A 10,843-nucleotide genomic window follows, 5' to 3' on the forward strand; every position below is an offset into this window, starting at 1 on the left:
GTCGGACGTAAAGCGAAGCAGTCCGACACACCCCAGCCCCACAGCCCCGGCACCGCGGCCGAACAGCCCGCGCAGCGGACCCCGCCCGCCGCAGGCGACACGGCGCCGCGCAGCGGCAACGCCCTGCGCCGCCAGGCGCAAAAACAGCAACCCCCACGGCGGGAAAGCCGACAACGTGGGAGGCCCACAAGCTAGGTGAGGACGACCAAGGGATCGTCCAGCACCGGCTGCCACGCCAGTTCCGCCGCGCCCACCAGGCTGTTGTGGTCGAGGCTGCACGGCAGGATGGGGACCCCGCCGCTGCGGCCCCACAGGCTGCGGTCGGCGACTACGGCTCGGAGTCGCTCGGGGTCGGCCTCCAAGAGGGCGCGGTGCAGTCCGCCGAGGATGATGCGGTCGGGGTTGAGGATGTTGACCAGGCCCGCGAGGCCCAGTCCGAGCCGGTCGATGAGCAGGTCGGCGGCGGTGCGTACGCCGGGGTCGGCGTACTCGTTCCGGAGCAGTTCGCTGGCTTGGTGGAGGAGTGAGACCTCCGGTCCTGGTTCCCGGCCGGCGGCGACGAGGAAGGCGAGCGGGTCGGCCTCGACGTCCAGGCAGCCGCGGCTGCCGCAGTAGCAGGGGGCGCCCTCCGGGTTGACGGTGAGGTGGCCGACCTCCAGGGCGAGGCCCGAACTGCCGCTGTGCAGGCGGCCGTCGAGCACCAGCGCCCCGCCGACGCCACGGTGACCGGAGGCGACGCACAGCAGGTGGCGGGCGCCGCTGCCGGCGCCGTGTCGGTGTTCGGCGAGGGCGCCGAGGTTGACATCGTTGCCGGTGAAGCCGATCTTCTCGGTGACGCCGGGGATGCCGGCGTCGGCCAGCGCGCGCAGGAACAGTTCGCGCACGGGGGCGCCCGAAGGCCAGGCGAGGTGGAGCGGGTTGAGCGCCTCGCCGTCGGGTTCGGCGATCGCGGAGGGCACCGCGAGGCCCGCGCCCAGACAGCGCCGCCCGGTCTCGCGAAGCAGGGCGGCGCCGGCCTCGACCACCTCGGCGAGGACGTGCGCGGGGTCCGCGGGGATGATGCCGCAGCTGGGCGTGGTGGCGACGATCCGGCCGCCGAGGCCGACCAGGGCGGCGCGGTATCCGTCCGCGTGGATCTGTGCGGCGAGTACGACCGGGCCGTTCTCGTTGAGGGACAACCGGTGGGAGGGCCGCCCTTGGGAGCCCGCGGAGGCGTGCGGCCGGGAGTCGACGGCGATCAGGCCGAGCGCTTCGAGCTCGGCGGCCACCGCCCCCGCGGTCGCCCGGGTCACGCCGAGTTCGGTGGTCAGGACGGCACGGGTGGGCGCGCGTCCGGTGTGTACGAGCTCCAGTGCGGGTCCGAGGGCGCTACGGCCCCGCTCCAACCTGGTTGTCCGAGTCTGGGTCACCCCTCTATTCTGGCTTTGTGCCGACGCTAAACAAAATACGCACGGCCTTGACACTCAATCGGGCCCACACCCCTACCGACCTCTCGAAAACCTCGATATCGCCGCATAGTGGGACGGAAACCACCGCCCCGGGGCCGGTCGGCCCCCGGCTGACCCGTCTGCGCGTCGCGCTCACCGCGTTCTTCGCCGTCGACGGCTTCCTCTTCGCCGGCTGGGTCGTCCGGATCCCCGCGATCAAGGCGCAGACCGGTGCCGGTGCGGGCGCCCTGGGCCTGGCCCTGCTCGGCGTGTCGGCCGGCGCCGTGGCGTTCATGATGCTCACCGGGCGGCTGTGCCGACGCTTCGGCAGCCATGCCGTGACCATCGCCTCCGGTGCCGCGCTCGCGCTGAGCATCCTGCTCCCCCCGCTCGCCCGTTCGGCCACCGCACTGGGCCTGGTGCTGCTGGTCTTCGGCGCCGCGTACGGCTCCCTCAACGTCGCCATGAACAGCGCCGCCGTCGAGCTGATCGCCACCCTGCGCCGCCCGGTGATGTCCGGCTTCCACGCCGCCTTCAGCCTGGGCGGCATGATCGGCGCCGGGCTCGGCGGACTGGTCGCCGGGCACCTCTCGCCGGCCGCGCACCTCTCGGCACTGGCGGGGTGCGGACTGGTCGTGACGGCCATCGCGGGCACCGTGCTGCTGCGCGAGCGCGCAAGGGCCGGGGCTGCGGTACCGACCGAGGAACGCGGCACGGCGGCCCCGGACCGGCCACGGCGCCCCGGCACACCCGGCCCGACCCGCCGGCTCGTGCTCGTCTTCGGCGTGATCGCGCTGTGCACCGCGTACGGCGAGGGCGCGCTGGCCGACTGGGGAGCACTGCACCTCTCCCAGGACCTGGCCGCCACGCCGGGGCTCGCGGCCGCCGGCTACGCGGTGTTCGCGCTGGCCATGACCATCGGACGGCTCTCCGGGACCGCGATCGTCGAGCGGTTCGGCCCGGCCCGGGCCCTGGTGACGGGCGGCGCCACGGCGACGGCCGGGATGCTGCTCGGGGCGCTCGCGCCGACCGCGTGGGGCGCCTACGTCGGGTTCGCGGTCGCCGGCCTGGGGCTGGCCAACATCTTCCCGATCGCCATCGCACGCGCCGGGGCGGCCGGCGGCCCGGACGGGGTCGCGGTGGCCTCCACGATCGGCTACGGCGGCATGCTGCTGGGGCCGCCCGCCATCGGCTTCCTCGCCGAGGCGTGGGGCCTGCCGGTCGCACTGACCACCGTCGCGCTGCTGGCCTCGGTGGCGGCGCTGATCGCGTACCTGACGCGCGGGGCGCACCGGAACGGAGTGGACCGCTCCGCGACCGGTTCCGGTACGCCGGGAAGGTGACGGGACGCCAACCGGGCCCGGGCGCCGGCACGTTCCACACCGCGACGGTTGAGTCCGCAGCGGTCGGTGACGTGTCGGCGGTATCGGCCGCACGGGACGCCGGGGTGGCGGTCGCCCCGGCGCTGCCCGTTGTCAGTGGCGGCTGGCACACTCGAACGCATGGAGATCACTGAGTTCGTCGAAACCCTGCGGCTGGACGGCGGGCTGCTCGCGGACGCCGCCGACATGGCCGGCCCCGACGCCCCGGTGCCGGCCTGCCCCGAGTGGCGGATGCGGGATCTGGTGCGGCACGTAGGGAAGGTCCACCGGTGGGCGGCGGGCTTCGTGACCGAGCCCAAGGAGCAGCCGGGGACCGCCCCGGAGGTCCCGGAGCTGACCGACGACGAGTTGGTGCCCTGGCTTCGCGAGGGCCACCACCGCCTCGTCGTGGCGCTCCACACGGCACCGACGGACCTGCGGACGTGGACGTTCCTGCCGGCCCCGTCCCCGCTCGCCTTCTGGGCGCGCCGGCAGGCCCACGAGACGTCGGTGCACCGCGCCGACGCCCAGCAGGCGGCCGGCGTCCCGCTCACGCCCCTGCCGGCCCGCTTCGCCGCCGACGGTGTCGACGAGCTCCTGGCGGGCTTCCACGCCGGCGACCGCAGTCGGCTCCGCCCGGAGACACCCCGCACGCTGCGGCTGCGCGCCAATGACACCCCCGGCGCGGACTGGACGGTGCACCTCACGCCCGACGCACCGCCGCGCACGGTGCGGCACGCCACGCCGGACGCGGCCGACGCCGCCCCGGACTGGACGGTCGAAGCCCCGGCCGAGGAGCTGTATCTGACGCTGTGGAACCGCCTCCCGTGGGACGGCCTGAAGGTCACCGGCGACCCGTCCCTGCCGACGCTGTGGCGGGAGCGTGGTGCGATCTGATCGGTATGCGAACTACCACCTCGCCGACCTGACGCCTCGTCATAGGCAGTTCTCGTGGACAGCGCTCGTGGACAGTCCTCGCGGACAGCACTCATGGGCTGCACTCGTGGGCAGTGGTCACGAGCAGTGTCACGGGAGGCGAGGGACCGGGGAACGGGGCCGAGGACGGGGAACGGGGAACGGGGAACGGCCCGATGGTCACGGGCGGGGCGCCTAGGGCGTCCCCCCGCCCCCCCCCAATGCCCACCGCCCGGTACCTCACCCCAGCCAGCCCGGGCGTACCAGTCCCGACTCGTAGGCCAGGACGACCAGTTGGGCGCGGTCGCGGGCGCCCAGCTTGACCATGGTGCGGCTGACGTGGGTCTTGGCGGTGAGCGGGCTGACCACCAGCCGGCGGGCGATCTCCTCGTTGGAGAGCCCGATGCCCACCAGGGCCATCACCTCCCGTTCCCGGTCGGTGAGCGCGGCGAGTGCGGCGGCCGGCGCCGGTTCCTTGGAGCGGGCGGCGAACTCCGCGATCAGCCGGCGGGTCACCCCCGGCGAGAGCAGCGCATCGCCGGCCACCACCGCACGCACCGCCCGCAGCAGCTCGTCCGGTTCGGTGTCCTTGACCAGGAATCCGGAGGCTCCGGAGCGGATCGCCTCGAAGACGTACTCGTCGAGTTCGAAGGTGGTCAGCATGACGACCTTGACGTCGCGCAAGGCGGGGTCCTCGGTGATCCGCCGGGTGGCGGTCAGGCCGTCGACCACCGGCATCCGGATGTCCATCAGGACCGCGTCCGGGCGGTGCGCCCGGACGGCGGTCAACGCTTCCTGTCCGTTCGCCGCCTCGCCGACCACCTCGATGTCGGGCTGGGCGTCCAGCAGCGCCTTGAAGCCGGCCCGGACCAGCAGTTGGTCGTCGGCGAGCAGTACCCGGATCACGACTCCTCCTTGATGGCGGGGCGGGCCGCGGTGGTGAGCGGGATGCGCGCCCGGACCCGGAAACCGCCGTCCGGGCGCGGACCCGCTTCGACCGTGCCGCCCAGCGCCGCGGCCCGCTCCCGCATCCCGGCCAGCCCGTTGCCGCCGCCGGTCGGCTCCCCCGTGTCGGCGGTCGCCGGTCCGTCGTCGTCGACCCGGATCTCCAGCGCACCGGGAGCGTAGCGGAGCCGCACCCGAGCGGTGCGCGAGCCCGAGTGCCGGACGATGTTGGTGAGCGCCTCCTGGACGATGCGGAAGGCGGCGAGGTCGGTGCCGGGCGGCAGGGCGGCCCGGGCGCCCTCGGTCGTGACGTCGACGGCGAGGCCGGCTCCCCCGGCCTGTTCGGTGAGTTCGGGCAGCCGGTCCAGGCCCGGGGCCGGGGCGCGCGGGGCGTCCCCCGGGGTGCGCAGGGTGTCGAGGACCTGCCGGACCTCGCCGAGCGCTTCCTTGCTCGCGGCCTTGATGGTGGTCAGTGCGGTGCGTGCCTGTTCCGGGTCGGAGTCCAGCAGCGCCAGTCCGACGCCCGCCTGGACGTTGATGACCGAGATGCTGTGCGCGAGGACGTCGTGCAGTTCGCGGGCGATCCGGAGCCGCTCCTCGTCGGCCCGGCGGCGCTCGGCGGCGGCGCGTTCGGCCCGCATCCGGGCCAGTTGTTCGCGGCGCGCCCGGGCGAGTTCGGAGACCGCCACGACGGCCGCCACCCAGGCGGTGACGACGAGTTCCTGCCCCCAGGGGGCGGGCCCGAGGTGCGGGGGCAGCCAGCGGTAGAGCCAGTGTGCGACCAGGAGGTGGACCAGCCACACCCCGCCCACCGCGCACCAGGCGACCACCCGGTGCCCGGCGACGATCGCCGCGAAGGCGCCGAGCGCGAGCGTGACGAAGACCGGCCCGTAGGGGTAGCCGGCCGCGAAGTAGGCGGCGCAGCAGGCGGCGATGCCGAGGGCGGTGGCCCGCGGGTAGCGGTGCCGGAATAGCAGCAGTACGGCTCCGGCGAGGAGCAGCGCATGGCCGAGGGGGTCGAGCGGAATGCGTCCGTGCTGGCCGTGGGCGGCGGCGTTGCTGCCGACGGTGACCAGCACGGCGACCACCAGCGTCGAGCGCCAGGGCAGCCGGCCGTCGGCCCGTCTTCCGGGCGCCGGGGCCGCCGCCCACCACTCCCCCGCCCCGCCGTGGTGGCGCCGCGCCCACGGCGGCCGTGCGTTGTCCATGCCGCAACGCTAGACCGCGGTGGGGCGGGGCGGCGTCCACCGGGCGCGGTGGTCACGGCTACTCCCCGGGGAGTAGGGCCTGTCCGGTGGACCAGGGTCGGATACGTCGCGAACCCGGCCGCGATCCACCGGACAGGCCCTACTCCGCCCGCCGGAGGTCAAGCCGGGTCGCCGGTCGCGGTCCCTTCTGTTCCGTTCCCTGCCGTTCCATGCCCAGACGCTCCGTTCCCTGCCGTTCCGACGAGCATCACCACCAGCCGTTCCGCCTGCCGGCGGGGATCGGGTGCTCCGGCCCGTCCGGTCATCAGCAGGTGGTGGACGGTACCGACGAGGGCGAGCGCGACCGCGCCGGTGTCGGTGCGGTCCGCGAGGCGCCCGAGCCGCTGCTCGGCGTCCAGATAGTCGGTGATCGCGTCCTGCATCGCGTCGAAGCCCGGCGCACCTTCCTGGAGGGCGGTGCGGATCCGGTCGGCGGCGGCGGGGCGGGTGAGAGCGAGGCCGGCGATGACCGGGCCCGCGGAGTCCAGCAGGGTGCCGGCTACGGTGCCGAGGTTCGCGGCCACGGTGTCCTGGCCGGCCCGCTGCGGGAGCTGTGCGGCCTGACGCGCGGTGCGGGCGAACCGGTCCAGGCACAGTTCGGCGACGAACTCGTCCAGCCCGCCGGCGAAGTGGGCATGCAGCAGCCCTTTGGAGCAGCCCGCCTCCGCGGTGATCGCGCGGCTGGTCAGGGCGCCCGGCCCCTCCCGGGCCAGCAGGCGCTCGGCGGCGGCGAAGAGCCGTTCGCGGACGTCGGGGATGGCCACTCCACGCGGTGACATGAGACCTCTCCGGGCCGGGGATTGCCAGTATGGGCACGCGCCCATACTGTTGCCCACAGAGTTTGAGCACCCGCCCATCTTAGCCCCGGGCCGCCCGGCCCACCGGGCTGCCCACACGCCGTCGACACCCACACTCACGCCCACGCACACCCACACCCGGCAACCCCCACACCCACCAGGAGGCACCGCATGGCACACCCCACCGGCCCCGTACTCCCCCACACCCCCAACGCCGAACAGGCCCGCGCCTGGAACGGATACGAGGGGACCCACTGGGCCGACCACCAGGACCGCTGGGACGCGGTGAACGGCGGGTTCAACGAGCCGCTGCTCACCGCCGCGGCGATCGGCCGGGCCGACCGCGTACTGGACATCGGCTGCGGCGCCGGCGCCACGACCCGGCTCGCCGCCCGCCGAGCCACCGAAGGGCACGCACAGGGCGTGGACCTCTCCGCACCGATGCTGGCCCGCGCCCGCGCCTCCGCGGCCCGCGAGGGACTGGCCAACACCGCCTTCGCACAGGGCGACGCCCAGGTCCACGCCTTCCCGACGGGCGGCTTCGACGTCGCGATCAGCCGTTACGGCGTGATGTTCTTCGCCGACCCGGTCGCCGCCTTCGCCAACATCGGCCGGGCACTGCGCCCCGGCGGCCGACTGGTGTTCGTCTGCGGCGCACCGGCCGACCGCAGCGAGTGGTTCCAGGCCCTGGCGGCGCTCCGCCCGCACCTGTCACTGGACGGCTTCGGCGCCCCCGGCGCACCCGGAATGTTCTCCCTCGCCGACCCGGACCGCGCCCACGAGGTGCTCTCCGCCGCCGGATTCGGGGAGACCACCGTGACGCCGGTGACGGCGGACGGCGTCTGGGGCCGGGACGCCGGCGACGCGTCCGCCTTCCTGCTCGACTCCGGCCCCGGCCGCCATCTGCTGGAGGGAGCCGCCCCGGACCGCCGGGAGCGCGCCCGGACGGCACTCGCCCAGGCGCTGCGCCCCTACGAGGACGGCGGCGCGGTCCGGCTGCGCGGCGCCGCCTGGCTCGTCACCGCCGTTCGGCCGCCGGCTCCGGGTCGCTGACCTCCGCCGACCTGGCGACGGGCGCGGCCTCCTGGGACGCCTCCGCCCGGTCCAGGGCCTCCAGCGCACGTCGGGCGAGCGGGTGCGTGCGGACCAGTTCGGCAAGCGTGGAGGTGCCGCGGGTGATCTTCGCGAACGCCCGCCACGCGGGCCGGAACCCGGTCAGCGCGGCGTGGAACATCCCCGGGCGGCGCGCGAAGAGGGCCAGCAGGCGACGACCGACACCCATCTCCACACCCAGCCCGGCCTTGATGGCGAAGGCGTAGTTCAGGGCCTGGCGCCGGGCGTCGACCGCGTCGTGCGCCTCGGAGATCCGCACCGCCCACTCCCCCGCCAGCCGCCCGGAGCGGAGCGCGAAGGAGATCCCCTCGCGGGTCCAGGGCTCCAACAGGCCCGCCGCGTCACCGCACACCAGCACCCGGCCGCGGGAGAGCGGCGAGTCGTCGGCGCGGCAGCGGGTCAGGTGCCCGGAGGAGATCCGCGGCTCGAAACCGGCCAGGCCGAGCCGTCCGACGAAGTCCTCCAGATAGCGCTTGGTTTCCGCTCCCTCGCCGCGGGCCGAGATCACCCCGACGGTGAGGGTGTCCCCCTTGGGGAACACCCAGCCGTAACTGCCGGGCATCGGGCCCCAGTCGAGCAGCACCCGGCCCGCCCAGTCCTCGGCGACCGTCTCCGGGACCGGGATCTCGACCTCCAGACCGAGGTCCACTTGGTCGACCTTGACCCCGACGTGTGCGCCTATCCGGCTCGCGCTGCCGTCCGCGCCGACCACCGCGCGGGCCAGCACCACCTCGCCGTCACCGAGCACCACCGCGACGGTCCGCCGGTCGGGGACGTTGGCGCCGTGCTGCTCCACCCGCGTGACGGTGACACCGGTACGGACCCGGGCCCCGGCGTCCTTGGCGGACTCCACCAGTGCGGCGTCGAACTCGGGGCGGTTGATCAACCCGAAGAGCGTGTGCTTGGAGCGTCGGGTGCGGTTCAACCGGCCGTTGAGCGAGAACGTGACCGCGTGCACCCGGTCGCGCAGCGGCAGTTCGAAGCCGGGCGGCAGGGAGTCCCGGGACGGCCCGATGATGCCACCGCCGCAGGTCTTGTAGCGGGGGAGTTCGGCCTTCTCCAGGAGCAGCACCCGGCGTCCCGCACACGCCGCGGCGTGTGCCGCCGAGGCGCCCGCGGGCCCCGCGCCCACCACCACGACGTCCCACACCTGCTGGTTGTCCTCGGCTGCCTGCTCGCTGCTCACCTGTGCTTCCGCTCCCGTCCGATGCCTGGCTGCGCGTACCGCCCGCATCCTACGGGCCACGGCCGGGCGGACCGCCTGTGGGAAGATCGGGCGGCACGCCCACCCATACGTCCGGGCCCGCCCGGCCCACCCCGCCGTACGTGCCCCCACGTAGCCAACGCCGCGCCCACAAGGAGCGTTCCATGCCTGACAGCCCACTCGCCCAGACCGTCGCCGCCCTCCAAACGCGGGCCAGGACCGAACTCGCCGAGTTGGTGACCTTCAAGTCCGTCGCGGACTACGCGCAGTTCCCCAAGAGCGAGAGCGAGGACGCGGCCCGCTGGATCGCGGACGCGCTGCGGGCCGAAGGCTTCCAGGACGTGGCACTGCTGGACACCCCGGACGGCACCCAGTCCGTCTACGGCTACCTCCCCGGCCCGGCCGACGCGCCGACCGTCCTGCTGTACGCCCACTACGACGTCCAGCCGCCACTGGACGAGGACGCCTGGATCTCCCCGCCGTTCGAGCTGACCGAACGCGACGGTCGCTGGTACGGGCGCGGCGCCGCGGACTGCAAGGGCGGCATGATCATGCACCTGACCGCGCTGCGGGCGCTCAAGGAGCACGGCGGCGTCCCGGTCAACATCAAGGTGATCGCGGAGGGTTCGGAGGAACAGGGCACCGGCGGCCTGGAGCGGTACGCCGAGGCGCACCCGGAACTGCTGGCGGCCGACGTCATCGTCATCGGCGACTCCGGCAACTTCCGGGCCGGGCTGCCGACGGTCACCGCGACGCTGCGCGGCATGACGATGGTGCAGGTCCAGGTCGACACCCTGGAGGGCAACCTGCACTCCGGCCAGTTCGGCGGCGCGGCCCCGGACGCACTGGCCGCGCTGATCCGGATCCTGGACTCGCTGCGCGCCGAGGACGGTGCGACCACGGTCCGCGGACTGGCCGCGGACGCCACCTGGGAGGGCCTCCAGTACTCGGAGACGGACTTCCGCAAGGACGCCAAGGTCCTGGACGGCGTCGGCCTCATCGGCACGGGCACGATCGCCGACCGGCTCTGGTCCCGGCCCGCCGTGACCGTCCTGGGCATCGACTGCCCGCCGGTGGTCGGCGCCACCCCCTCCGTGCACGCCTCGGCCCGCGCCCTGGTGAGCCTGCGGATCCCCCCGGGTACCGACGCCGTCGACGCCACCAAGCTCCTCACCGCACACCTGGAAGGCGCCGCCCCCTGGGGCGCACGGGTCGCCGTCGAGCAGGTCGGCCAGGGCCAGCCGTTCCGCGCGGACACCAGCAGCCCCGCGTACGCCTCGATGGCGGCGGCGCTGCGCGAGGCGTACGACGGGCAGGAGATGCAGACGTCCGGCCTGGGCGGCTCCATCCCGCTGTGCAACACCCTGGCCAGGCTCTACCCCGACGCGGAGATCCTGCTGATCGGCCTCAGCGAACCGGAGGCCCAGATCCACGCCGTCAACGAAAGCGTGTCCCCCGAGGAACTGGAACGGCTCTCACTGGCCGAGGCCCTGTTCCTCCAACGGTTCGCCGCGGGGCGTTGATTCCCCACCGGTCCGCTGCGCTTGGCTGGGCCTCCCACGTTTTTGACTTTCCCACCGTGCCGCTGCGCGGGGCCCGCCTCGTACGTTGCCGTTGCGCCTGACGGCGCGGGGCCTCGTAGGTTGCCGTTGCGCCTAACGGCGCGGGGCTCGCCCTTACGTTGCCGGGTGCGGCGCCGGTCCGCTGCGCGGGGCTGCCTCGTAGGTTGCCGGGTGCGGCGCCGTTTCGCCTGCGGCGGGCGGGGTCCGCTGCGCGGGCTGTTCGGCCGCGGTGCCGGGGCTGTGGGGTTGGGGTGTGCCGGACTGCTTCGCTT

9 protein-coding genes are annotated in these 10,843 nt (G+C 74.4%); 4 read left to right on the plus strand and 5 right to left on the minus strand.

The genetic code is table 11. The features are described from left to right. Positions 1-191: 191 nt before the first annotated feature. The gene (locus ACFVT2_RS42865; protein ID WP_390027823.1) at positions 192-1,409 is read right to left on the minus strand and encodes an ROK family protein; all 1,218 of its coding nucleotides are present in this window, start codon (positions 1,407-1,409) and stop codon (positions 192-194) included. Positions 1,410-1,426: 17 nt separating this feature from the next. On the opposite strand from ACFVT2_RS42865, the gene ACFVT2_RS42870 reads away from it, so the two are divergent. Further along, on the plus strand, positions 1,427-2,770 hold the full coding sequence (locus ACFVT2_RS42870) for an MFS transporter (protein ID WP_390027826.1): 1,344 nt from the start codon (positions 1,427-1,429) through the stop codon (positions 2,768-2,770). Positions 2,771-2,929: 159 nt separating this feature from the next. Beyond that, complete coding sequence (locus ACFVT2_RS42875; RefSeq protein ID WP_390027828.1) at positions 2,930-3,685, plus strand: maleylpyruvate isomerase family mycothiol-dependent enzyme; 756 nt, start codon at positions 2,930-2,932, stop codon at positions 3,683-3,685. A gap of 258 nt (positions 3,686-3,943) precedes the next feature. On the opposite strand, the gene ACFVT2_RS42880 is transcribed toward ACFVT2_RS42875, so the two are convergent. The 3 genes from ACFVT2_RS42880 to ACFVT2_RS42890 form a co-directional block, all read right to left on the minus strand. Next, entirely contained in the window at positions 3,944-4,609 is a 666-nt protein-coding gene (locus tag ACFVT2_RS42880) for a response regulator (protein ID WP_390027830.1), read from the minus strand. After that, positions 4,606-5,856, minus strand: a complete 1,251-nt coding sequence (locus ACFVT2_RS42885) for a sensor histidine kinase (RefSeq protein WP_390027832.1) — start codon at positions 5,854-5,856, stop codon at positions 4,606-4,608. The genes ACFVT2_RS42880 and ACFVT2_RS42885 overlap by 4 nt, the downstream gene beginning before the upstream one ends. Positions 5,857-6,014: 158 nt before the next feature. Next, positions 6,015-6,674: a TetR/AcrR family transcriptional regulator gene (locus ACFVT2_RS42890; protein ID WP_390027834.1), complete on the minus strand. Its 660-nt coding sequence runs from the start codon at positions 6,672-6,674 to the stop codon at positions 6,015-6,017. Positions 6,675-6,863: 189 nt separating this feature from the next. On the opposite strand from ACFVT2_RS42890, the gene ACFVT2_RS42895 reads away from it, so the two are divergent. Further along, complete coding sequence (locus ACFVT2_RS42895) at positions 6,864-7,745, plus strand: class I SAM-dependent methyltransferase (RefSeq protein WP_390027836.1); 882 nt, start codon at positions 6,864-6,866, stop codon at positions 7,743-7,745. Here ACFVT2_RS42895 and ACFVT2_RS42900 read toward each other — a convergent pair. After that, positions 7,711-8,991 carry a geranylgeranyl reductase family protein gene (locus ACFVT2_RS42900; RefSeq protein WP_390027839.1) on the minus strand — a complete coding sequence of 427 codons (1,281 nt, stop codon included), beginning with the start codon at positions 8,989-8,991 and terminating at the stop codon, positions 7,711-7,713. The genes ACFVT2_RS42895 and ACFVT2_RS42900 overlap by 35 nt on opposite strands. A gap of 182 nt (positions 8,992-9,173) precedes the next feature. Here ACFVT2_RS42900 and ACFVT2_RS42905 point away from each other — a divergent pair, with 182 nt between their 5' ends. After that, positions 9,174-10,532 carry a dipeptidase gene (locus tag ACFVT2_RS42905; RefSeq protein WP_390027840.1) on the plus strand — a complete coding sequence of 453 codons (1,359 nt, stop codon included), beginning with the start codon at positions 9,174-9,176 and terminating at the stop codon, positions 10,530-10,532. Positions 10,533-10,843: the final 311 nt, after the last annotated feature.

This window comes from Streptomyces sp. NPDC058000 (assembly GCF_042886435.1).
Lineage (GTDB): Bacteria > Actinomycetota > Actinomycetes > Streptomycetales > Streptomycetaceae > Streptomyces.

Coding starts and splice junctions, on each gene's coding strand:
- ACFVT2_RS42905 (WP_390027840.1), top strand. CDS start 9,174: ATGCCTGACAGCCCACTCGCCCAGACCGTCGCCGCCCTCCAAACGCGG.
- ACFVT2_RS42875 (WP_390027828.1), top strand. CDS start 2,930: ATGGAGATCACTGAGTTCGTCGAAACCCTGCGGCTGGACGGCGGGCTG.
- ACFVT2_RS42885 (WP_390027832.1), bottom strand. CDS start 5,856: ATGGACAACGCACGGCCGCCGTGGGCGCGGCGCCACCACGGCGGGGCG.
- ACFVT2_RS42890 (WP_390027834.1), bottom strand. CDS start 6,674: ATGTCACCGCGTGGAGTGGCCATCCCCGACGTCCGCGAACGGCTCTTC.
- ACFVT2_RS42895 (WP_390027836.1), top strand. CDS start 6,864: ATGGCACACCCCACCGGCCCCGTACTCCCCCACACCCCCAACGCCGAA.